Below are 23442 nucleotides of genomic sequence, written 5' to 3' on the forward strand. Positions count from 1 at the left end.
CATGAAGAAACTAGCATGCATTTTATTTTACCTGCTCTTGCCCGCATTTGTTTATGCGGATAAAATTCAGCAGGCTAAGGTATTTAGTTACCCATTGCCTTCAATCTATCAAAAATCTACACAGTTTACCTTAGCCGCTGGGGTAGTTGAAATCCCAATTGTAAGCTATAATGACAAATATGACTATGCCCATTTTGCAGTGAGCAAAGGACAATTCAAGATTTCTATATCCTTAACAGATCAAGAGATTAAGAATTATAACATCAGTCCTAAAAAGCTGGGTATCAATGGGCAAGTAAAGGGCAATCAACTTACTTTTGATTTAAATGGTGCAGCTTATCTGATTGTTAAAATTAATAATAAGCGGGAACTGGTCATTGCTATAGATCAACAAGCAATCTCGTTGCCAAAACCAGTTGGGAAAGGCATTTTTAATGTAGATATTAATTTTAAAGCCGATAAAACTGGCAAAACGTTAACTACAAGCGCTATCCAAAAAGCAATTGATGCAGCTGCAACATTTATTAACGGTACAATATATGTTCCTGCCGGTGTATATCTCATCGGTAACCTCGAACTTAAAAGTAATATTTCAGTCTATTTTGAACCGGGTGCGGTATTTCTATTTTCCGGTAGGGCGGAAGACTATACCGCGCATGCCAGAAAAGCATCGCAAAACCGAAATATTACCTGGTGGATTTACACCAAAGCAGGCGCGAAAAACATCAATCTCTATGGCGCTGGTACCTTAGATGGAAATGGGAAAATTGCCACAGAAAAAGGCAACATAGGTAACCACATTTTAGCCATCATGGGTACGGAAAACTTTGTGATGGACGGTTTGATTATTAGAAACTCAGGGGCGTGGGCAGTGCTTCCAATTCGCTCGCAAAATGTAAAGCTGCTCAATTTTAAACTCTTTAATCGCTTTGATATGGGCGAGAACGATGGGGTAGATGTGATCGAATCAGAAAATGTATTGGTGAAACACGCCATCGGCATTGCCCTTGATGATCCATTTTCTACAAAGACTTGGAAACAGGATACAGATCTGTGCAGAAACTGGCCCGGTAAGCCGCTCCCTCAAAAAAATGTGGCATTTGAAGATTGTATTTCGTGGACCTATTGCTATGGCTTTAAAATTGGCCAAGGGATAATGCAGCCACAAACCGCTATTAAATTTAAAAACTGTGTAGTCTATGATGCTGCGGTAGGTATTGGAATCCACCACAAATGGGGAGCTTCCTACGTGAAAAATGTGGTATTCGATGGGATTGATATTGAGCGATTAAGCTATCAGAACGATGACCACCGCACTTGGGCAATATTCTTTATGCAAAATGGAGATAAATTAGGAAGTGGTCCAATTAGCGATATACTGGTGCGCAATATCAAAGTTCGAGATGCGGGTAGATCTCCAGTTAAAATAAAAGGGATAAACGAAGTTAACTCCATTTGTGACCTCACTTTTAAAAATGTGGTGATGCCCAATCAAACCCAAGCAGCTCAAAGTTTGAAAGAGATGAATATCACCGATATCACTTTTAGTGAAAATATTAAAGTTAAACCTTAAAGAATTGATGAAAGCTTTAAAACGAATTTGGAGAAGCAGCACTGCTTGCATTGGAATAGCATGTGGTGGTCTTTTTTTACTTCCACACCTGAGTGCAAACGCACAAGTGAAATACTTTAAAAATTGGCCAAAAGGAGCCTCTCCTTTAGAAATTGGCACCAAATTAAGCAAACGATTTATTGCCACGCCACATACCAATTTTGGATTCACTACGCCACCCAGCTCCATCACCTATTCAGAAGTTTGCGCTTGGTATGGTGCCTTAAGATTTGGCCGCGTAACTGGCAATAAGCCTATAACCGATCAATTGGAGTTGCGTTTCCGGCCCTTATTATTTGAAAAGAAAAACCTGCAGCCTCGACCAGATCATGTAGACCCGAATATTTTTGGATCAATTCCCTTGGAGTTAGCTATGCAATATCAAAATCCGGTTTATTTGGATATGGGAAAATGGTTCGCCGATCAGCAGTGGGCCATGCCTGCTAAGGAAAATGCCAGTTATAAAGCACTCTTGTCAAAAGGCCTAACTTGGCAAACCAGGATCTGGATTGACGACATGTACATGATTACCAATATCCAATCACAAGCTTATCGTGCCACAGGCGATGTTAAATACATCAATAGAGCAGCGCATGAAATGGCTTTTTACCTCGATTCTATCCAACGACCAAATGGCTTGTTCTACCACGCACCAGATGTGCCGTTTTTTTGGGGCAGAGGAAATGGTTGGATGGCAGCAGGAATGGCCGAATTGCTTACCTCCTTACCAAAAGACAATGTAAACCGACCAAAGATTTTAAAAGGTTATCAAACCATGATGGCTAGTTTAAAAAAACACCAAACACCAGAAGGCATGTGGTTGCAATTGATAGACGATAAAGAAAGTTGGCCAGAAACCTCAGGAACGGCGATGTTTGCTTTTGCCATGATTACGGGCGTTAAAAATGGATGGCTTAATGAAGAAGAATATGGTCCAATTGCTCGAAAAGCTTGGCTAGCCATTGTAAATTACATCGATCAAAATGGTGATGTAAGAGAAGTTTGCCAAGGCACCAATAAAGAAAACAGCCGACAGTATTATTTGGATAGAAAACGAATTACTGGAGATATGCATGGGCAAGCACCTGTATTGTGGAGTGCATTTGCTTTACAATTAAAATAATCAATCAATCAATGGTTACGCGATATGAAATTAACTAGGAGGAAAATGATAAATGGGAGTGCTGCTTTGCTTGGACTTACGTTAGCGAATAAACTTTCGCCTTCTTATAGTCATACTTTCTTTGTCAAGCAGGATCAAACAACGGTTAACATTGTTAATGCAGGTGTTGGTGGCAATAACACGGCTGATCTTTTAGCTCGAATTGAGCAAGATTGCTTGCACTACAAACCTAAGTTAACGATACTTATGGTGGGTACGAATGACATGAATAGTGTGAAATACATTCCTTTGGCTACATATGAGCAGAATCTAATTTCAATTGTTCGGAAAATAAAAGCAATTGGGAGCAAACTCTTAATCATGAGTATATTACCTATTTACGAACCTTATTTACTCACCAGGCATCCCGCAAAGTTTTATGAACCCGAAGGTGTTCAGGGGAGGAGAAAGCAGGTAAATGAAGTTATCCAGAAAATTGCCGATCAACATAAGCTTCATTTCTTAGATTTAGGACATCGTTTCGAAGTTATTGGAAAAATAGATTTAGACCGTGATTCACTCCTCCAAAACGAAGCCAATTCTAATAAAAAAGACGGCATACACCCAACCGCAAATGGCTATCGGTTTATTGCCCTATCAGTATATGATTATCTTGTATCAGCAAAACTACCCAAAAATCAAATCGTTTGCTTTGGAGATAGCATTACCAAGGGCGATGGAAGTATAGATCGAGATAGTTATCCTGCTTATTTAAAAAAACTAATCGCTTAATGATGAAGAAACAACTGACCGCCATTTTCATTTCTTTGCTGTTTTTTCAGCTCTCTATTTCCGCAGTTGAGCCAATGAAACCGCAAGAATTTAAAGCCGATATCATCATCTATGGAGGTACCTCAGCAGCAATTACAGCTGCTGTTCAAGCCACTCGAATGAAAAAAACAGTAATCATCGTTTCCCCAGATCGCCATTTGGGTGGATTATCAGCTTCTGGCCTAGGCTTTACAGATACCGGCAATAAAGGGGTAATTGGAGGTTTAGCCAGAGAATTTTACCATCGTGTTTATCTTCATTATCAAGATAAACAATCATGGCCTTGGCAGCAGCAAACTGAATATGGCAATAAAGGTCAGGGAACCCCTGCAATTGATGGTACAGACCGAACGATGTGGATTTTTGAACCGCATGTTGCAGAACAGATTATGGAAGATTTTGTGAAGGAAAATACGCTCAAAATCTATCGGGATGAGCTATTAAATAGGGAAAGTGGTGTGCTAATGAAAAATGGAAATATCTTGGCTATCACTACTTTAAGCGGGAAGAAATTTATTGGAAAAGTTTTTATTGATACCACTTACGAAGGTGATTTGATGGCTGCTGCAAAAGTAAGCTATCATGTAGGCCGAGAAGCCAATACCACCTATGGAGAAAACTGGAATGGTGTACAAACACTGGTTTTTCAGCACCAACATCATTTTGCTACAAAAATAGATCCCTATAAAATTCCTGGTGACAAAAAGAGCGGTCTTCTTGCTGGAATTTCAAATGAAACACCGAGTCCAAATGGAACTGCAGATGATAAACTTCAGGCCTATTGCTTTAGAATGTGTTTAACCAATGTGCCAGAAAACAGAGTGGCTTTTCCGAAACCAGATCGATATAATCTTTTGGATTATGAATTGCTGGTTCGTGTTTTCAATAGCGGATGGAAAGCACTTTTTAATAAATATGACCCACTGCCAAATCGTAAAACGGATACAAATAACCATGGTCCATTTAGTACGGATTATATTGGGATGAATTACGATTATCCAGAAGCCTCTTACCAAAGGAGAAAAGAGATTATCGCAGCCCACGAAAATTATCAAAAAGGATTGATGTATTTCATGGCAACTGATCCTCGTATTCCAAAAGATTTGCAGCAGCAACTCAATACCTGGGGCTTAGCGAAAGACGAATTTAAAGACAATGGCAATTGGCCACACCAAATTTATGTACGAGAAGCTAGGCGGATGATTGGAGCTTTTGTGATGAGCGAAAATGAAGTGCTTGGTAAAAAGGAAGTCCCTAAACCGATTGGAATGGGTTCTTACTCCCTTGATTCGCATCATACACAACGCTATGTTACCCCCGAGGGTTACGTACAAAACGAAGGAGATATTGGCGTAAAAGCACCCAAACCTTATGGAATTTCTTACAATGCTATTGTGCCGAAAATTACGGAATGTAAAAATCTTTTGGTGCCAATTTGCATTTCCTCTTCTCATATTGCTTATGGTTCGGTGAGAATGGAACCAGTGTTTATGATATTGGGAGAATCAGCCGCTACAGCCGCCTCATTAGCTATTGATAACAGAACGGCCGTACAAGAAGTTAATTACAATCAGTTAAAAACTTTGTTACTGAAACAAAAACAAACTTTAAATTGGAATGGAAAACCTTAAAAAAAGATCAAGATTGGAGCAACACTGTTTTTGGAGAATTCTTATGGAAAACCTTTAATGAAAAGCCTCACTCATTGTAATTGAATAAATATGAACACCATTAGCCTCCAACACAAGGCACTATAAATAAACAAATGAACCTACAATTAATGAATACCAAGAAAATTACCTTACTATTTGTTGTGCTGATTTGCGGAATCTCTGCACGGGCGCAAAAGAAATATACTTTAACCTCACCAGATCAAAGCATTAGTGCCACAATTAATGTGGCTGATAGCATTTACTATGAAATTTCACAAAGTGTAAAATCATTAGTCACCAACTCTGTCGTCTCTTTTAAAACAGACCAACAAGCTGCGGGATGGAAAGTGAGCAAAGCCACACCGAGCAAAAGTAATCAAACTTTAACTCCAGTAGTATGGCAAAAAAGCAAGCAAGTTGAAGACAACTACAGTCAGCTTCGCCTAGATTTTGCAAACGGATTAGCTTTAGAATGGCGAGCCTACAACAATGGCTTAGCTTGGCGGTGGATTAATAAAAGCACCAGGCCTTATCAGGTATTAGAAGAGAAGGCAAGTATCAATTTTCCAAATGCCACAAAATCTTGGTATCCAGAAGAGGAAAGTTTCTTTTCACACAATGAAAGAGTTTACAAGAAATATACGGTGAGTGACATCACCGCTAAAAAAATGGCAAGTTTACCCGTATTGTTTGATGTTGCACAAACCAAAGTGCTCCTTACAGAATCTAATCTCTTTAACTACGCAGGCATGTGGGTTACTGGAAATGGCAAAGGCGGAGTTCAAGCGGTTTTCCCGCATTATCCAAAAGTTAAAAAAGTAACCAGTGACCGCGATGAGCAAGTGAAGGAACGAGAATCCTTTATTGCGAAAATTGAAGGGAAACAAGACTTCCCTTGGCGCATTTTAATGATTGCCAAAACCGATGCCGATTTATTAACAAATCAATTGCCCTACATTTTAGGGAGACCAGCAACGGGTGATTTTAGCTGGGTAAAAGCAGGTAAAGTACAATGGGATTGGTGGCACTACAATAATATTTATGGGGTAGACTTTAGAGCAGGAATTAACAACGACACCTATAAATACTACATTGATTTTGCAGCGAAATATGGCATTGAGTATGTGTTGCTTGATGAAGGTTGGTGCGATACCAGAGATTTAATGAAACAGGCTAAGGATATTAATGTAGAAGAATTGGCTAACTATGCGAAAAGTAAAAAGGTAGACCTTATTCTGTGGGCCAGCTGGTTAGTATTGGATAAACAATTGGATGAAGCATTGGATATTTTCCAGAAGTGGGGCATTAAAGGGATTAAAGTAGATTTTATGCAGCGCGATGATCAAGATATGGTTAATTATTATGAGAAGATCTCTATTGCCACCGCGAAAAGAAAGCTTTTAGTTGATTTCCACGGTGCCTACAAACCAACAGGTTGGAGTAGAACTTACCCCAATGTGATGACCTCCGAAGGAGTGCTAGGAAATGAAATTAGCAAGTTTGCGGGCTCGATTAATCCAGAACATACGGCTACTTTGCCATTTATTAGAATGGCTGCAGGACCAATGGACTTTACTCCTGGTGGCATGCTTAACGTGCAGAAAAATGCCTTTGCAGATATTCCTTCAGAGCCCATGACTTTAGGGACGCGTTGTAACCAAATGGCAATGTATGTGGTATATGAAAGTCCACTGCAAATGTTGTGCGACATGCCCTCTCATTATTTACGCGAACCTGAATGCATGCAGTTCATTGCAGCCGTTCCTGCAGTTTGGCAACAAAGTATTCCTTTAGCGGCTTCAGTTGGCGAATATGTGGCCATTGCTCGTCAAGGGGTAGACCAAAACTGGTACATCGGAGCTATGACCAATTGGACGGCTAGAGAAATGACGATTGATTTTTCGTTCTTAGGGGAGGGGGACTATACAGTAAAGGTATGGAAAGATGGAATTAACGCAGATCGTAATGCTAAAGATTTTAAAATGGAAACCATTAAGGTAACCAAAAATACCAAGTTAAATATTAAGCTTACCACAGGTGGGGGTTGGGTTGGAATTGTTTCAAAAGTTTAGGTTACACCCGCCATTTTGGAACAAGAAAAAGACGGACAAGGCTTGCTGGTAAGCATTTGAAAAAATTGCTAATAGATCAAGCGGTTGTTAGAAATTTATACCAGGTTGGCTGTAATAAATGTTGGGAAATCGCAAAAATAGACTGTCTTAGCTAGTACAGAAATCATTTTTCCTGGTTTTTTAATGATATGGTGAGAGCACCTACCATTCGAAGAAATTCTGAGTAAATAGTAAGGTCCAATAAATCATCCAATTCTGTATGCCCAAATATGGTCATCCTGAACCAGTTTGTGCTGAGCGAAGTTGATATATGTATGATACTTTAGCCAAAATTACTAATTTAGCTCTTGTGGCTTTCAGGTATTCTGCTTAGCGCTACTAACAAAAGAGAAATGATAACCCTGCTAAAAATGATGAGATTTACTGCTATATTTTTTTTAACAATCCTGGCGATCAGCAACATTAATTGTACCGCACAAATGGCATCGTCAAAGCAAAGCACATCTAATAAGGGGAGAATTATTACGGGTGCCGACCAGACAGAAAAATATTTGTCTTACCTAAAAGGAAAACGAATTGGCTTGGTTGCCAATCAGAGCTCCCTTATTGGCAAGAAAAGCAGTGTAGACAGTTTGGTGAGCCTTGGAATTAATATTGTAAAAGTGTTCGGGCCTGAGCATGGTTTTAGGGGCAATGCCAGTAATGGAGCTGTGGTAAGCGATGAGAAAGATCTTAAAACTGGCATTCCAATTATCTCCTTATATGGCAAAAACGAGAAACCAACAAAAGCACAACTAGCAGACATCGACCTAATGGTTTTTGATATTCAGGATGTAGGCTGCCGCTACTATACCAATATCAATACGCTAGAGTATGTGATGGAAGCATGCGCAGAAAACAACAAAGAACTGCTTATTCTTGATAGGCCTAATCCCAATGCTTATGTAGTAGATGGACCTGTAATGACTGATGATAAATTTAAATCGGTCATCGGGATACATTATACCCCTATGACGCATGGTATGACCATAGGAGAATTTGCACAATACCTTAACGGCGAAGGATACCTAAAAGAGCAATGCAAATTAAAGATTATAAAAGTGGCCAATTACGATCATAACATGCCTTACGAACTGCCGATAAATCCATCGCCGAATTTAAATACCCAACAAGCGGTGATGCTTTTTCCGAGTTTATGTATGTTCGAGGGAACAGCTATTAATGAAGGCAGGGGAACTTATATGCCATTTACTATTTTGGGAGCACCTGCATTAAAAGGCAAGTATTCATTTTCATATAAACCGGTAGGTATTCCCGGAATGAGCGAGCGACCTAACCACAAAGACTCTGTTTGTTATGGTCTCGACCTTCGCAACTATGATATCAGCAATTTACGCAAGAGCCGTCAGCTCAATCTAAAATGGTTAATCGAACTCTATAAGGCATATCCTGATAAAGCACATTTCTTTGGGCAGGAAAGAGCCAATACAGGCGTATCTCCATTTGACTTGCGTATAGGTACAGATCAATTGAGAAAGCAGATTATAGCCGGTGTATCTGAAGCAGAAATCAGAAAAAGCTGGGAACCTGGATTATCAAAGTTTAAGGCTATACGCACAAAATATCTTTTATATCCAGATTAATTAAATTGGTGCTCACTTTGGTTTGTGTTGCCATCTGGCCACTCGCTAATTATATGAATAATCAGACATGTATGTCCCCCTCTGGAGGGGGTAGGGGGAGGACTAGAAGGCGAATAATCTTTTCAGTGTGGCTGAGTTTATCACCAAACCACTACGTAGTTAATAATCTACTTTCAATGATACGGTGATAACACCGACCATAAGAGAATGAGTTCAATTATTGCGCCTCAATTAAACTATTTACTGATATTTTTACCATATTTAACCAGCGTTTTAATAGCTGGTAAATTGCCAAATTTTTACCGGTTCTTAATTTATCAGTATACAGCGAACACTAATATGATATGGAAATGATAATGTCGATTATAGGATGGTCTGGAGTAGTTTTTTGTACGCTTGGATATCTTTTATTGAGCATGAGAAAAATCCGTGCAAATTCTTTTGCTTTCCAGGCGCTCAACATAGTGGGCGGTTTGTGCCTGGCATTAACTGCACTAGATACGCATGATCTTCCTAATGCCGCCGCAAATGTACTATGGATGTCGATTGGCTTATACGCCCTGAGCAGGCAATTTAGCAAGCGGCAGAAGAAACAACCTTAACAGGCGGAATTGAAAGTGCTTCATAGGCTTTTTGTTTATAATAGTCTAAGCGTTCAGAATAGGCCGTCTTATCACTTTCCATAGAAAGATAGAAGTACGCTCCATCTACCAATACAAAAATATAATCGGCCATTACCTGAGGGCTTTTTACATCTGTAACTCCTTGCTTATTGCATTGTTCAATCATCGTAGCAAGACCATTACGCAGTGCGTCCAAAATGAGCTTATATTTGAGCTTTATCTTTTTTTCCCTAAAAGCAAGGGCATAAAAAGTATAAAAAAGTCCATCATCAAAAAGGAGATTCCACTTTTTCGAAAACAACATTTCAATTGTTCCCTGCAAGTCCTCCAATGTGGCTTCACCCTTATGTTTAATTGTATATATCAATAGGTATCTATCTAAAATATGGTCAATTAACTCATAGGTCAGTCCCTCTTTAGTTGCAAAATAATGTATAATTAGGCTAGGATTAATATCCATTACTTTAGCAATCTTGGCTATAGAGGTATTTTCGTAGCCCTCTTTTTTGGCAACTTGATAAAACACCTTGATAATTTCTTGTCTTCTCGCCTCTTTTAGGCTTTTACGTCCCATTGTATTACTGGTTTAATAAGGCAAACTAAACAAAGCAAGTGTATTTCGCAAATTATTTTTATTAATAGATTGAATGAACGTTCAATTAATAAAATAATCTGGTCTTAACTTGCTCTTAATATGATATATCCATTTTTGTGCCGCTGAAACAACTAAAATTCCAAATCAGACAACTAATTATCAAGCAAAATGAAAAAAAAGCTACTATGGGTATTCACACTATTGACCATGTCCACAACTGTTTTTGCGCAGGGGATCGCCATTAAGGGTGTCGTCTCTGATGCGAAGACCGGGGAGACAATTCCTGCGGTAAATATCACAGTTAAAGGAACAAGCCAGCACATCGCTACCAACGGCAACGGTATCTATTCGATTACGAATGCAAAGCCAGATGCGGTATTGATTTTTTCCTACATCGGTTACAAGCAACAGGAAATCTCTGTTGGAGGCAGGACCACAATTGACGTTGCACTGCATGCAGATTATGCAGAACTTGACGAAGTTATGGTAGTCGGTTTCGGAACTAAGCGAAAAATTAACGTTGCCGGAGCAATCGATCAGATTTCGGGTAAGCAGCTCGAATCAAGGCCAGTTACAAATGTACTGCAGGGTTTACAAGGGATTAGTCCTGGATTGAATATCACTTATGCAGGCGGTGCTCCAGGAAGCTTACCCAATATCAACATCAGGGGTTATACTTCTATAAATGGTGGCTCTCCTTTAATCGTAATTGATAATATTCCTGCAACTAGTACTGATGACTTATTGCGCTTAACCCCTTCCGATATCACTTCTTTCACCGTATTGCGTGATGCAGCATCTGCAGCAATTTATGGTGCTCGTGCGGCATTTGGTGTAATTTTGGTTACCACTAAACAGGGTATGGCAGGTAATAATGTAATCAGCTACAATACTTTCCAGTCATTCGCTAAACCAACCCTACTCCCTAAACCGGTAACAGACCCCTATATTTTTTCAAGGGTTTTAGAAACGTCTACCGATAATACACCTTGGGACTATGTAAATTATACGGATGAATATTACCGTTGGGCAAAAGAAAGATCTGATAATCCATCTATTGCCGATACCCGCCTTAACCCAACCGATCCCACCAAATGGGCATATATGGGTAGCAATGATTGGTATGACTATTTTTTCAATAACTCAAGTTTATCTAAGAGCCACACCCTTACCTTTTCTGGTGGTGCAACAGTAAATGAAAAACCGCTTACCTATTACCTTTCTGCAGATTATACAAAGGATAATGGACTAAACAAACTTACAGCTGATTATTGGGATCGTTATGGACTAAGATCAAAGGTGGGCTTTTCTCCATTGTCATGGCTAAAGATCGATAACAACATCAATATATACCAAACTAAACGGGCACTTCCCAATGGAAATATTACCGACCTGTATTACCTGATGCCAACTGATGTGGCCAAAAACCCTGATGGTACTTGGGCAAATACTGCTGCAGGTAAATTAGCCGCTAAGCTTGTTGATGGCGGTAACAACCTCCAGAATATGTTCGGTTTTCATAACATTACCAGTGCTACGGCCTTGTTTTTAAAAGGCGACCTTCAAGTAAACGGAGATGCATCATTTAAGCGGGAACTCTGGAAAACACACAACGACAGCAAAAAATACAAAATCGGCTATGGCCCCAACGATATCCGTGAGGAAGGTGGGGACGGCTCTGTAACCGAAAACAATGGCTATCTATTTAATAACGCATTTAATGTATACGCTACTTATAAAAAGACAATTGGCGACGATTTCTTTAGTGCAATGGTGGGTTTCAACAGTGAAGATTACAGTTATTCTACTGTAAATGCCAGTAAAAACATGTTGATTTCTTCTTCATTGCCTTTCATGTCGCTTACAAGCGGTACAGCGGCTGCCAGTGCAGGCTACTCGGCCTATGCCACCAACAGTGTATTTTCAAGATTGAATTATACTTACAAAAATAGGTACATTCTCGAAACGACTGGAAGATATGATGGTTCATCAAGATTCCCGGTAGAAAGACGTTGGGGCTTTTTTCCTTCTGCCTCTGTTGCATGGATAGCAAGTGCTGAGGATTTCTTTAAACCACTATCACCAGCAGTATCTACATTTAAACTGCGTGCTTCTTATGGTGATCTTGGAAACCAGAATGTGGGCGATTTTGGTTATATCCAGTCTCTTGTACCCGGCACTTCAGGTTATTTAATTGGTGGTAATGGGCAAAACCAGGTAATTAATGGCGCCCCTGGGCTACCTGTCGATCCTCAAACTTATACCTGGGAAAGGGTATCAACCTTAAATATGGGTACTGATATCGGATTATTGAACGATAAACTTTCCTTTGCTTTTGATTACTACATACGTGATACTAAAGGCATGTTGGGGCCACCACAGGATTTACCGAGCGTATTGGGAACGGGCGTTCCACGCCAAAACGCTGCCGACTTGCGCACCAAGGGATGGGAGCTTGCCATTACCTATAGAGACAGGTTTGAGCTGGCTTCGAAACCCTTCAGTTTTGATGCTAAAATATTCTTGGCCGATTCTAAAGCTAAAATTACCAAATATAGAAATGACCAGAACCTATTTTCAAATCTTTACCGTGAAGGACAAGTTCTTGGAGAGATATGGGGGTTAGAGAATGATGGTGTTTTTCGCAGTAAAGCAGAAATTGCAGCACTAGACCAATCGGCAATTATTCCATGGGGTGCACTTTCAATTGTGGAGGGATGGCCAAAATATATGGATCTTGATGGCAACAAGAAAATAGAAAGAGGCTTAAGTGCCAATGATCCTAAGGATCTCAAAATTATTGGAAACAGTTCTGACCGTTATACCGTTGGCGCCAATTTAAATATGGATTGGGGAGGATTTGATCTTTCTGTATTTTTACAAGGCGTACTAAAAAGAGATTTTTATCCCCATCACTATCTTTTCTGGGGCCCATATCAACAACCTTATGCTAATGTTTACCCTTGGAACCTTGATTATTATCGTGGTACGGCAGATTCGCCAACACAAAGGGAGAAACACTCGGCTTCCTATATCGCTGCGGGCCTTGCTGATGCCAACACCGACTCACAGTACCCTGTGCTTCAATCATGGCTTGCTGATGCCAACTACGGTGCGGGATTGGATATTCCCCAAACCAAATACTTGCTTAATGGTGCTTACCTAAGGATTAAAAATGTATCGTTGGGCTACACCATACCGGCCAAGATTACCAAAAGGTTTAATGTAAGGCGTTTGCGGATTTTTGCTACTGGAGAGAACCTATATGAATTCTCTTCGATCAAGAAATTCATCGATCCAGAAGCAGTTAACCAAGGTCCGAGTGCTTGGGCATATCCTTACCAACGCAGGTACGCATTCGGTTTAAACCTCGATTTTTAACGCAAGACTTTATCACATTCAAATCATTTTCAAATGAAAAAGTATATATATATCGTATTTATTGTAACTGTAGGCATGTTCGGAGCCTGTAAAAAAGGAGAATTAGATCGTTTCCCGCAAACTTCTATCTCTCCAACCTTGTTCTTTAATACCGAAAGTGATCTTTCGCTTTATGTAAACGGCCTAATTTCGCAACCAGACCGTAATACCTATCTCAATGATCAAAGTACAGATAACGTAGCTACTACCGCAGCAGTAGAAGTAAAGAACGTTATGGGGGGCAATACAAATGCGCAAAACATTACCACAGGCTGGAGCTGGACTAGACTAAGAAATATCAACTATTTTCTCGAAAACTATGGGAAAGCACAGGTAGCCGCAACCGTTAAAAATCATTATGCAGGGCTAGCGAGGTATTACCGTGCAGAATTCTATCTCGATAAAATGAAACGTTTTTCTGATGTCCCTTGGTATTCTGGCACATTAGAGCCGGGAGACGAAGAGCTTTACAACCCAAGAGACCCTCGAACATTAATTGCAGATAGCATAATGGCCGATCTTGATTTTGCCTACAAAAATGTTAGAGAAAGCGTTCCGGTTGGCACACCAGGCAAATGGGCCGTTGCAACCCTGTACGCAAGAGCAGCACTTTATGAGGGTACTTACCGTAAATACCATAACGAGCTGAACCTAAGCACTTCTGCAAATGCTTTTTTAGAAACTGCAGCGAGAATTTCAGGAGACATTATTGCAGCTAAAAAATTCTCCATCTATAATACTGGTAAACCTGATCAAGATTATGGAACCCTGTTTTCTAGTCAGGATTTAACAGGTAACAGTGAGGTGATTTTAGTTAACATCTTTGACCTGAGCAAGAGCAAAAGCCAGAATGTGAATTCAACAGTATTTGGAGATTACGAGCAGGCACCTGCCAAAGACCTTTTGCAAACCTACTTGATGAGAGATGGAAGCAGGTTTACCGATGTATCGGGCTATAGCCAACTTGGTTTTGTGGCAGAATTTAAAAATCGTGATCCAAGAATGTCACAGACTATGGTTTATCCAGGATGGGTTAGGGTACCAGATCCCACACCATATATCCAGCGCTTAAATAAAAACTTTACAGGATACCATCAGCTAAAAGGCTATGTAAACAGTACAGATAACGCAACCTTAAACGGTGTCGACTTTCCAGTATACCGTTACGCCGAAGTATTACTAACCTATGCTGAAGCCCTTGCCGAACTCGGTACATTAACGCAAGGCCAATTGGATGCATCAATAAACCTACTCCGTAAAAGGGCTGGCCTCCCAGATCTTAACCTCGGAGCCAATGCAAATCCAGATCCGGCACTGCAGTTGCAATATCCGAACGTAACCGCCAATGTAGGTCTGATATTAGAGATCAGAAGAGAACGTAGGGTTGAATATGCTTTTGAAAACATGCGTTATGACGATCTGATGCGTTGGAAGGTTGGTAAACTCTTAACTAAAAGTCCAGAAGGCATGTATTTTGGAGGTTTAGGTAAATACGACCTTACTGGCGATGGTGTTGATGATATCATTCTGATCGACAGAACATCAACCATTCCGGGTGAAGACCAGAAAGAAAAAAATTCTCTTGGCGTAAAACTTATCTATTACCGTGCAGGATTGATTGGAAGTGATGCAACAGTTTATTTAAAGAATGGCAACACAGGAGGCAATATTGTAACAGAAAATGTAACAAGAACCTTTGAAGAGCCAAAGTTCTATTACCGCCCCATCCCGCAACAACAGGTAATCTTAAACCCTAAATTGAAACAAATTTTTGGCTGGTAAATGATGAAAGAAATGAAGAGACGATCGTTATTAAAGGCAATAGGCTTATCAGCTGGTGCTGCATTAACAGGTACCTTACCCGCATTGGCATCCAGTGCGGTTTCCGAAAAAGCAGGAAAAAAGCCAGTACTTACTGTTGCACATATTACCGATGTACACATCCGTTCGAGCGAAAATGCACCCGAAAGGTTTAAATCCTGTTTAAAACAGATTATTGGTAAGCATAAAGTTGATTTCTTCTTGAATGGTGGCGATTCAATTAATGATGCCTCTTATGATAATGTAGTTCGCAATCAGGTAACAGAACAATGGAGCGTTTGGGATGAATGCATGAAGGTAATCGACAAGTACGAAATACACAGTTGTATTGGCAATCATGACCCTTGGTGGAAAGCGCCTGCAAAAACCGATGAAATGTATGGTAAGGATTACGTTGTAAAACGATTGAAAATCCCTAACCGTTATTATAGTTTCCAAAAAAAGAACTGGCATTTTATTATTCTCGATGGGAACAACAGCAAGATATCGCTAGATGATGAGCAGTATCAGTGGCTTGAGCAAGAACTAAAAAACCTTCCCGCTGCTACACCTACGCTCATCATGTCGCACTATCCAATCTTAGGCACTACCCAGGTGTTGGTAGGTGGTGGGCATTCAGACTGTAAAAAACTTAAAGACCTGTTTTACAAACACCGCGATAAGGTAAAAATCTGCCTTAGTGGGCATAACCATCTTTCAGATCAAACGGTTTATAATGGTGTTCACTATTGCTGCAATGGAGCCATGAGCGGTTTTTGGTGGGGCAAGGGCGATTCAGAATCAGCTGGCCCCGGTTATTACCTAGAAACCCCACCAGGATATGCCTTGCTTAAATTATACGAAGACGGAACCGTTGAAAACGAATATCTACCACACACTTTTTAATCCAACAGCACCATGTTATTAAGGACAATTATTTTCGCTTGCTTTGTTTCGCTATCTATCTCAACATCGGCCCAAAGCCGCCCGCGTAAAGTGGTGTATGTAATTGCAGATGGTATCCCTGCGGATGTAATGGAACGGTTAGATTTGCCAAATTTTAAAAAGATTATTTCTGCAGGATCCTATTCGCGTATGCATGTAGGTGGTGACCGAGGTAGCTATAACGAATCGCCAACAATATCAGCTGTTGGTTATAACAGTTTACTTACCGGCACTTGGGTAAATAAACATAATGTGCCTGATAATGCCATTAAGGCGCCTAATTACAACTATCAGCATATTTTTAGGCTTTTTAAAAACCAGTACCCTGATAAAAAAACAGCAATTTTCTCTAGCTGGACAGACAACCGTACCAAGCTACTTGGAGAGGGTCTTGCAGAAACGGGAAACTTTAAGCCCGATTTTGTGGCAGACGGTTATGAACTGGATACCATCCGCTTTAAGCATGATAAAAATTCTGCCTATATGCACCTAATTGATGAGGAAGTGGTTAAGCAAGCTGCAACTACCATCCATGATAAAGCGCCAGATCTCTCTTGGGTTTACCTAGAGTATACTGACGATATGGGGCACCGCTATGGCGACAGTCCTGAATTTTATACCGCTATTCAAATGTTAGATCAACAAATTGGTCAGATTTGGAATGCGATTAACTATCGCAAGCAAAAATTTAAGGAAGACTGGCTAATCGTAATCACAACCGATCATGGTCGTGATGAAAAAACAGGTCGTGGGCATGGAGGTCAATCAGACCGTCAACGCTCAACCTGGATGGTGAGCAATTATAAAGACCTTAATGCTTATGCTCAGTATTTTGATATTGGTGTGGTAGATATCATGCCTTCCATAGCTCAGTACCTTCGCATTAACCTCACAAAAGATGTAGCACAAGAAATAGACGGTACATCTTTTATAGGGCCCGTATCTATAGCCGCACTCAAAACAAATTACATCCAAGGCCATCTTGACATTTCATGGAAAGCATTGGAAAAGACAGGAAAGGTTAAAATCTGGCTGACCACTAGTAACGAATTTAAAGTCGGAAAAAAAGATGTTTATCAGCTATTGGCCGAAGTTGATGTAACTCAGCAGCACTATGTAGCCGATCTCAAAAACTATCCTTCTAAATTTTACAAAGTAGTAGTCGAAGGAGCTAACAATACGCTTAACAGCTGGATAAATGTTAAATGATAAGCCGCAGCTAGCAAAAGGAGGAGTGTTTAATCTTCTAAATCTTTTATACTTGGTTGAAAAAAGATTGTCATCCTGAGCCTGTCGAAAGATCTCCTTTTGGTTGGTGTATCACCAAACCACTCTACTACTTATAATAATAACTACTTCAATGGTACGGTGATAACACCGACCATAATAAAATAGAATGCCACTCAATTGAGTGGCATTCTATTTTATTTAAGCTTAACTTGCTTATCATTTTTAAATCGTTCGATAAGCTTAATAATTGGAACTGGATCTTTCAATTCTCCCTCTTTAATTTCTGTTATAAGCACATTCCTTGTTTTATCCTTGATAGTTATGTTAACAATTTTAATCAACTTGGAATTGTATTTTTCATCAATTGAAGGAGCGATTGTGAAATCAATACCTTTCATTGATGGATTGAAATATCTATAAGTCGAATCAACAATTCCATCTTTCTCCAAACAAATTTCTCTTCCAATAATTTGCCTGTTATATCCTCTCGGAGCGAATAATCCAACTTGCCCGCTGCTATTGAATTCGCCTTTAGATGTCCATTTGAAATATTAATTCTATTCAATAATGAATCAACTGGAAATTTTTGAGGTAAAACACTGGTCAAAGAATCATACCTCAAGCCTACCTTACTTCCTTTTTCAAATAAACAGTAAACAAACGTTGTATCATAGGTTGTTCGCCCTTCCTCAACATCTCCATTAGAAAGCAAAGTTGTACTACTCCGTTCATTGTGGAATGGAACAATAAACATTCTTACAGTTTTAAAATCCACTACGGTTATATTGAATATATCCTTATAGTTAGCCTTTCCAATTTCTAGGTTCTGATCGGACGTTGTGACAAAATCTACTACTATTAAATCTCTTACTGTAATCGACTGACATCCAAACTCACTGATAGAAATTATTAGGATTAGGATATATAATACTTTTTTCATCGTTTGTTAATGTTGTGATACTTGTTTAAAGGCCTGGTCGAACGGGGCTGTCCACCATTTATAAAGTTGATAGGAGACCCTAAAAAAATAGCTTCCAACTATATTGTCGCCAACATCTCCATTGTCTTTTTCTCTTTGTCTGATATCGTTTTCAAAATCTCTGATGCCTGATGAATATATTTGATGTCCTTTGTTTCGCTTGCCATCTCAAAAAGTTGAGAAACAGCAGTCCAAAGAGCTGCAATTTCAGTAAAAGCTTCGTGTCCTGCTTTTAGTTTGTCTATTTTAAGCAGTTGATGGCTTTCGTTTAAGAAGTCTCTATACAAGTTTCTGAATAACGCTCCACCAGTTCCTGCTTTTTCCATGAGCATTGCAGAAGTTTTAAAGTCGTTTTCAATGTCTTTACTGGTTTTAAACCACTCAATTATTTCCGTGCTTGTTTTCAAAATTCCTTTATAACCAATATTTGTAATTGGTGGATTTATATAATCAGTAGCATTATTTCTAATTGCTGTAAGAATTGCAGTTTTCAAATCAAATTCATGGCCTGTTTTATTCAGCGTATAATACAAATTCTTAGATGTCATTGGACCTTTTTCTGCTCTCGCCAATGCTAAACTATTTAAACTAGTTTTTACCTGTCCACCCTGTTGTTCGGTGTCTACCAAAAAAGCATTATCCTTATCGTAGCCATAAATTGCAGCATAATGACCAGCGAAATGAAATGGTTTTGAAAAATATTGCAAATGAAAACAATCTAGTTTTAAGCCCACAGCTTGTCCTTTGTCAATAAGTTCTTTTACACTGTCCCAAGCCTTTTGAGGTGAGGCGGTTTCTTTTATGGTCAATTCAAGGTTCAGGTTCTTTGCAATGTTTTGAGTTAAAAGGTCTGGTTTTATTCGCCCGCCAACGAATGGGAAATCCATTGATTTCATTTTCCAAAATATAAATCCTAGTCCTTCACCTAAACCAAAAAGCATGGGTTCAGAAAGTTCAATATCAAGTTGATTTAACAACGTTCCTGTAGCTGTTGTCTCACAATGTTGTCCGTTAAACGGTTTTAGGGTCTCTATTTTCATTATTTGTTAAAACTGTTTTTCGATATTTTTTAGCTTCAAGGCATAAACACCGACCATAGGAAAATATACTTAAAGCTTAATAATAGCAATGATTAATCCGACCACAATAGCAATAGTAATTAGAAAGAAAAATAAATTAGCTTTTAACTTTGAGTAATCACGAGCCTTAAATGCAAGGGAAATCTCCTTACCATATATAGCTAATGGCTTAGCCGCCAATAAGAATAATAATATATAAATAAGCATCATAATTGAATTGGTTCTTTCAGTAGGCCCGAGCTACGACATGGGAGAACTAACTTTTAGCTGCATTTTGACGTTTAAGCTCTTCAGCTATCTCCCTAAGTATTTCGTTACGTTCATTATTGGATTTACGTATCCCATCTATGATTTTAAAAAACAGATAGACTAAACCTACGACTAATAAGATATAAAAAACCGTAAAGAGACTAATGAGACCCATAAAAATGCTAATTATTGAAGCCAAATATAACAAAACATCTACACCAATCCATACCCTCATTGGTAGTTATGAAATCTAGCTATATCAACCCTGCATGTCCCCCTCTGGAGAGTTTATCCCGATTCATCGGGAGGGCAAGGAATTAGAAGACGAGTAATTATAAAAGATTGTCATCCTGAGCCTGTCGAAGGGTCTCATTGTGGTGGTGTTATCACCAAACCACTCAACTACTTATATGAATAATGACCTAACAACTTTTATGATACGGTGACAACACCGACCATTGGGAGAAATGGTAAGCTCTCATCTTCAGGGTCTTTATATCCATAAAAGATTGTCATCCTGAGCTTGTCGAAGGAAATCTTTTATTTAAAAAGTATTTCTCCTAGTGGATGATTTACCTTCAATGGTACGGTGAAAACACTGACCATAAGAAAATAGTTATGAAACTAGCTATATCAACCCTGCATGTCCCCCTCTGGAGGGGGTAGGGGGAGGAATGAAGACAAGTAGTTTTTCTCACTGTGATTGGTGTTGTTTTTAATGCCCCAGTGATCACACCGACCATAAGAGAAAATAAAAGCTACCCAAACTTGGTGAGACAATTATCAGTTTTGTTTTTTAATTTGGGCACGTAATTTTATACCAATAAATTTTAAAAAATAGATGCTCCACATTGCAGGAATAATCATCTCCTTATTTCTTGCTTTGCTTCTTTTTACGAAAAAGGGCAAATCAACAGCCGATTTTATCTTAGCCCCCTGGTTAACCCTGACAGCTTTTCATCTATTGGCGTATTATATATTGATTTCTGATTTTTTTATAGAATTCCCTTATTTTCTAGGATTTGAAATTCCAATCCCACTTATTCACGGCCCTTTTTTGTATTTATATATTGCTACTTTAACCAACCAAAGAAATAGACTGCCTTGGTTGATCCATTTTATCCCTGCAGTTGTAGCCTACCTCTTGTTATTAGGTTTTTATACCTTATCTTTCAGCCAGAAGATCATTGTTTATCAAAATAATGGGATCGGATTTGAAAGCCTTCTCTCCATTATACGCTTTCCCATTGTGCCCTCAGGTTTAATTTACGTAGTCTTATCCCTAATTTTATTAAAAAAGCACCGCAAAAATATCTCAGGACAGTTTTCTTATGTAGAGAAAATTAACCTGAACTGGCTTGTCTATCTCACCATTGGAATGGGGATCATTTGGCTATCTATTATTTTAGGGAACGACATTTCAACCTTTATTCTGGTCGATTTATTTATTCTTTTTATTGGCTATTTCGGCATCAAACAGGTTGGTATTTTTGCTAACCAAATTACTGATGAGCCACTGGTCGCTATTACTAGTGGTGCACTCAAAAATCACGAAGAAGCCAATGACTCTAGCCCCTTAATCATCAGCAATGAAAAAACCAAGTATGAGAAAACTGCGTTAGGAGATGAACAATTGCTAAACATTCATCTTCAATTAAAGCTGCTGATGCAAGGCGAGAAACTCTATAAAGACCCCGAATTAAGTCTGGATGAACTGGCCAAGCGCTTAGGCGTTAGTAGCAATACATTATCGCAGGTAATTAATTCGATGGAAGGAAGAAACTTTTACGATTACATCAACAACCTCCGTATAGCCGAATTTAAGCAGACGGTAATCTTGCCCGAAAACAAAAGGTTTACCCTCCTTTCCATTGCTTTCGAGGCCGGATTTAATTCTAAGACTTCATTCCATAGAAATTTCAAAAAGGCAACTGGCCTCTCTCCAAAGGCATTTTGCCAACAAGAGAAAATACAGCTAGGCAACCAATCCTAAGCAAAAGAGACCATCTTACCTTTTGGAACCTTTAAAAGATAAATAGCAGTTTTCTTTGTAACCATGAAAAAAACATTATGGATTCTATTGGCAGCACTGTCTATAGTTGTAGGGCTTTATCCCGGATTGTACTTTATGGAAAAGAGATTTGGTTTATTAAAAATCAAACCCAGCGAGCTTGTTTCAGACTTCGTCTGGCATAGCGCTTTTTATATACATATTACCTTAGGAGGACTTGCCTTACTTATTGGCTGGATACAGTTCAACCAAAAAATTAGGAATAAGTATATAACCCTGCACAAGCAAATTGGTAAGATATACGTAATTGCTGTTTTATTGAGTGCAATTACTGGGTTTTATATTGCTTTTTATGCAATGGGAGGTATTGTGGCAGCTTTAGGTTTCATAAGCTTAAGTATAATTTGGTTTTATACAACGTTAATGGCATACCTCAGCATTAAGAAAGGGAACTTGTTGCAACATCAAAAAATGATGATTTATAGCTATGCTTCCTGCTTTGCAGCAGTTACCTTAAGGCTTTGGATACCCATTTTAAGCACATTATTCGGTAATTTTGAAACGGCTTATATTGTTGTAGCTTGGTGGTGCTGGATACCTAATTTAACCGTAGCCTATTTTCTAACAAAAAAACTGGCGAAGCCAAGCTTTTAAAAGAAATATGCGCTATTGCTTTCCTAATGCTGATTTAACAAGTTATTCTTTTTGTTGGTGTTATCCTCTAGCCACTAATTTCAATGGTATTGTAAAAACACCGACCATAAGAGGATAACTATGAAACTTACTATATCAACCCTGCATGTCCCCCTCTGGAGAGTTTGTCCCGATTCATCGGGAGGGTAGGGGGAGGAATGAAGACGACCTACCCTAGTAAAAGAAATATGCTCTACTACTAACCTTAATATTTTCAATCTCATCGTTAATTTCTAACATATCTATATATTTGGAGATAGCATACTTACCCGTTTTTAACAAAAAATATGTATTCATTAACACTCTCAGAAAACGATCATATTACATTTCAGTTGTATGAGGCTTCCACTAATTCCGAAAAAAGGAAGTCGAGAAAAAGATCTTTCTTCATTTTTCTAGCCTTAGGTTTATTTGTTATTATTCTTGGTTATCAGAAAGAAGATAGTTTTTTAATGTATTATGGTGTTTTCTGCTCAATTCTTGTAATCTGTTTTGGGAATACTTACCTCGGTTGGCGACATAAAAAACATTATATCAAACATGTTAAAAACAAACTAAAAGACTTACCTGAGGAAATTGTCGAAATTGAAATCAATGATGACCAGATTAAGGTAATAGATAGGGTAAGCAATACAAAAATAAAAATTTCTGAAATTACCTTGGTAAATGAAATTAAATCACATTACTTCTTAAAACTGAGTACAGGGCCTAGTATTGTGATCCCAAAATCTAATCCTGCCTTGAATGAAGAAGTGCTTGCAATGATCAGCAATTTTAACTTACAGCATATCATAAAGTTAGATTGGAAATGGAGTTGATTGCCGGCCTATCTAGATCAACCAGCCCGCTTGTGATAAACGCTAAGTATCTTACAAATAAAAAGCCACCTAATTGGTGGCTTTTGTG

The 23442-nt window shown here is 38.9% G+C and carries 18 protein-coding genes; 14 read left to right on the plus strand and 4 right to left on the minus strand.

Annotated elements, in window-relative coordinates:
- Nucleotide 1 precedes the first annotated feature (1 nt).
- The 7 genes from FA048_RS03930 to FA048_RS20180 all read left to right on the plus strand — a co-directional run bounded on the left by FA048_RS03930 (nucleotide 2) and on the right by FA048_RS20180 (nucleotide 9514).
- On the plus strand, nucleotides 2-1573 hold the full coding sequence (locus FA048_RS03930; protein WP_136838902.1) for a glycosyl hydrolase family 28 protein: 1572 nt from the start codon (nucleotides 2-4) through the stop codon (nucleotides 1571-1573).
- Between the two features lie 7 nt (nucleotides 1574-1580).
- Nucleotides 1581-2735 (plus strand): glycoside hydrolase family 88/105 protein, encoded by a 1155-nt coding sequence (locus FA048_RS03935; RefSeq protein WP_136838903.1) that lies wholly within the window; start codon nucleotides 1581-1583, stop codon nucleotides 2733-2735.
- 24 nt (nucleotides 2736-2759) lie between these two features.
- Nucleotides 2760-3506 (plus strand): SGNH/GDSL hydrolase family protein, encoded by a 747-nt coding sequence (locus tag FA048_RS03940; RefSeq protein WP_136838904.1) that lies wholly within the window; start codon nucleotides 2760-2762, stop codon nucleotides 3504-3506.
- Entirely contained in the window at nucleotides 3506-5176 is a 1671-nt protein-coding gene (locus FA048_RS03945; RefSeq protein ID WP_225872469.1) for an FAD-dependent oxidoreductase, read from the plus strand. Before FA048_RS03940 ends, FA048_RS03945 begins: the two co-directional genes overlap by 1 nt.
- A gap of 134 nt (nucleotides 5177-5310) precedes the next feature.
- Nucleotides 5311-7269, plus strand: a complete 1959-nt coding sequence (locus FA048_RS03950) for a glycoside hydrolase family 97 protein (protein WP_205943413.1) — start codon at nucleotides 5311-5313, stop codon at nucleotides 7267-7269.
- A gap of 392 nt (nucleotides 7270-7661) precedes the next feature.
- Nucleotides 7662-8912: an exo-beta-N-acetylmuramidase NamZ family protein gene (locus FA048_RS03955; protein ID WP_225872470.1), complete on the plus strand. Its 1251-nt coding sequence runs from the start codon at nucleotides 7662-7664 to the stop codon at nucleotides 8910-8912.
- A 356-nt stretch (nucleotides 8913-9268) separates the two neighbouring features.
- Nucleotides 9269-9514: a CBU_0592 family membrane protein gene (locus tag FA048_RS20180; RefSeq protein ID WP_449421250.1), complete on the plus strand. Its 246-nt coding sequence runs from the start codon at nucleotides 9269-9271 to the stop codon at nucleotides 9512-9514.
- On the opposite strand, the gene FA048_RS03960 is transcribed toward FA048_RS20180, so the two are convergent.
- Nucleotides 9486-10109, minus strand: coding sequence for a TetR family transcriptional regulator (locus FA048_RS03960; RefSeq protein ID WP_136838905.1), 624 nt, complete (start codon nucleotides 10107-10109; stop codon nucleotides 9486-9488). The two genes, FA048_RS20180 and FA048_RS03960, sit on opposite strands and share 29 nt — an antisense overlap.
- A gap of 189 nt (nucleotides 10110-10298) precedes the next feature.
- Between FA048_RS03960 and FA048_RS03965 the strand changes: the two genes are divergently transcribed.
- From FA048_RS03965 to FA048_RS03980, 4 genes are read left to right on the plus strand one after another with little or no spacing between them, the layout of a single operon-like run.
- Complete coding sequence (locus FA048_RS03965) at nucleotides 10299-13511, plus strand: SusC/RagA family TonB-linked outer membrane protein (RefSeq protein ID WP_136838906.1); 3213 nt, start codon at nucleotides 10299-10301, stop codon at nucleotides 13509-13511.
- 33 nt (nucleotides 13512-13544) lie between these two features.
- The gene (locus FA048_RS03970) at nucleotides 13545-15332 is read left to right on the plus strand and encodes a RagB/SusD family nutrient uptake outer membrane protein (RefSeq protein WP_136838907.1); all 1788 of its coding nucleotides are present in this window, start codon (nucleotides 13545-13547) and stop codon (nucleotides 15330-15332) included.
- 12 nt (nucleotides 15333-15344) lie between these two features.
- Nucleotides 15345-16256, plus strand: coding sequence for a metallophosphoesterase family protein (locus FA048_RS03975; protein ID WP_136838908.1), 912 nt, complete (start codon nucleotides 15345-15347; stop codon nucleotides 16254-16256).
- Between the two features lie 12 nt (nucleotides 16257-16268).
- The gene (locus FA048_RS03980; RefSeq protein ID WP_136838909.1) at nucleotides 16269-17504 is read left to right on the plus strand and encodes an alkaline phosphatase family protein; all 1236 of its coding nucleotides are present in this window, start codon (nucleotides 16269-16271) and stop codon (nucleotides 17502-17504) included.
- A gap of 215 nt (nucleotides 17505-17719) precedes the next feature.
- Here the strand turns inward: FA048_RS03980 and FA048_RS03985 are convergent, their stop codons facing one another.
- The 3 genes from FA048_RS03985 to FA048_RS03995 form a co-directional block, all read right to left on the minus strand.
- Nucleotides 17720-17923 carry a hypothetical protein gene (locus tag FA048_RS03985; protein ID WP_136838910.1) on the minus strand — a complete coding sequence of 68 codons (204 nt, stop codon included), beginning with the start codon at nucleotides 17921-17923 and terminating at the stop codon, nucleotides 17720-17722.
- A complete protein-coding gene (locus FA048_RS03990) occupies nucleotides 17920-18465 on the minus strand; it encodes a hypothetical protein (protein WP_136838911.1) in 546 nt (181 codons plus the stop codon). The genes FA048_RS03985 and FA048_RS03990 overlap by 4 nt, the downstream gene beginning before the upstream one ends.
- Nucleotides 18466-18563: 98 nt before the next feature.
- Nucleotides 18564-19544 carry a BtrH N-terminal domain-containing protein gene (locus FA048_RS03995; RefSeq protein WP_136838912.1) on the minus strand — a complete coding sequence of 327 codons (981 nt, stop codon included), beginning with the start codon at nucleotides 19542-19544 and terminating at the stop codon, nucleotides 18564-18566.
- Between the two features lie 1345 nt (nucleotides 19545-20889).
- Here FA048_RS03995 and FA048_RS04000 point away from each other — a divergent pair.
- From FA048_RS04000 to FA048_RS04010, 3 genes are all read left to right on the plus strand, one after another.
- Nucleotides 20890-21825: a helix-turn-helix domain-containing protein gene (locus FA048_RS04000; RefSeq protein ID WP_205943414.1), complete on the plus strand. Its 936-nt coding sequence runs from the start codon at nucleotides 20890-20892 to the stop codon at nucleotides 21823-21825.
- Between the two features lie 63 nt (nucleotides 21826-21888).
- Complete coding sequence (locus tag FA048_RS04005) at nucleotides 21889-22497, plus strand: DUF2306 domain-containing protein (RefSeq protein ID WP_136838914.1); 609 nt, start codon at nucleotides 21889-21891, stop codon at nucleotides 22495-22497.
- Nucleotides 22498-22823: 326 nt separating this feature from the next.
- Nucleotides 22824-23354 carry a YcxB family protein gene (locus FA048_RS04010; protein WP_136838915.1) on the plus strand — a complete coding sequence of 177 codons (531 nt, stop codon included), beginning with the start codon at nucleotides 22824-22826 and terminating at the stop codon, nucleotides 23352-23354.
- Nucleotides 23355-23442: the final 88 nt, after the last annotated feature.

This window comes from Pedobacter polaris (assembly GCF_005116505.1).
Lineage (GTDB): Bacteria > Bacteroidota > Bacteroidia > Sphingobacteriales > Sphingobacteriaceae > Pedobacter > Pedobacter polaris.

What these genes read in the sequence shown, in the direction of transcription:
- FA048_RS03930 (WP_136838902.1), top strand. Translation starts at nt 2, where the DNA reads ATGAAGAAACTAGCATGCATTTTATTTTACCTGCTCTTGCCCGCATTT.
- FA048_RS03935 (WP_136838903.1), top strand. Translation starts at nt 1,581, where the DNA reads ATGAAAGCTTTAAAACGAATTTGGAGAAGCAGCACTGCTTGCATTGGA.
- FA048_RS03940 (WP_136838904.1), top strand. Translation starts at nt 2,760, where the DNA reads ATGAAATTAACTAGGAGGAAAATGATAAATGGGAGTGCTGCTTTGCTT.
- FA048_RS03945 (WP_225872469.1), top strand. Translation starts at nt 3,506, where the DNA reads ATGATGAAGAAACAACTGACCGCCATTTTCATTTCTTTGCTGTTTTTT.
- FA048_RS03950 (WP_205943413.1), top strand. Translation starts at nt 5,311, where the DNA reads ATGAACCTACAATTAATGAATACCAAGAAAATTACCTTACTATTTGTT.
- FA048_RS03955 (WP_225872470.1), top strand. Translation starts at nt 7,662, where the DNA reads ATGATAACCCTGCTAAAAATGATGAGATTTACTGCTATATTTTTTTTA.
- FA048_RS20180 (WP_449421250.1), top strand. Translation starts at nt 9,269, where the DNA reads ATGTCGATTATAGGATGGTCTGGAGTAGTTTTTTGTACGCTTGGATAT.
- FA048_RS03960 (WP_136838905.1), bottom strand. Translation starts at nt 10,109, where the DNA reads ATGGGACGTAAAAGCCTAAAAGAGGCGAGAAGACAAGAAATTATCAAG.
- FA048_RS03965 (WP_136838906.1), top strand. Translation starts at nt 10,299, where the DNA reads ATGAAAAAAAAGCTACTATGGGTATTCACACTATTGACCATGTCCACA.
- FA048_RS03970 (WP_136838907.1), top strand. Translation starts at nt 13,545, where the DNA reads ATGAAAAAGTATATATATATCGTATTTATTGTAACTGTAGGCATGTTC.
- FA048_RS03975 (WP_136838908.1), top strand. Translation starts at nt 15,345, where the DNA reads ATGAAGAGACGATCGTTATTAAAGGCAATAGGCTTATCAGCTGGTGCT.
- FA048_RS03980 (WP_136838909.1), top strand. Translation starts at nt 16,269, where the DNA reads ATGTTATTAAGGACAATTATTTTCGCTTGCTTTGTTTCGCTATCTATC.
- FA048_RS03985 (WP_136838910.1), bottom strand. Translation starts at nt 17,923, where the DNA reads ATGAAAGGTATTGATTTCACAATCGCTCCTTCAATTGATGAAAAATAC.
- FA048_RS03990 (WP_136838911.1), bottom strand. Translation starts at nt 18,465, where the DNA reads ATGAAAAAAGTATTATATATCCTAATCCTAATAATTTCTATCAGTGAG.
- FA048_RS03995 (WP_136838912.1), bottom strand. Translation starts at nt 19,544, where the DNA reads ATGAAAATAGAGACCCTAAAACCGTTTAACGGACAACATTGTGAGACA.
- FA048_RS04005 (WP_136838914.1), top strand. Translation starts at nt 21,889, where the DNA reads ATGAAAAAAACATTATGGATTCTATTGGCAGCACTGTCTATAGTTGTA.
- FA048_RS04010 (WP_136838915.1), top strand. Translation starts at nt 22,824, where the DNA reads ATGTATTCATTAACACTCTCAGAAAACGATCATATTACATTTCAGTTG.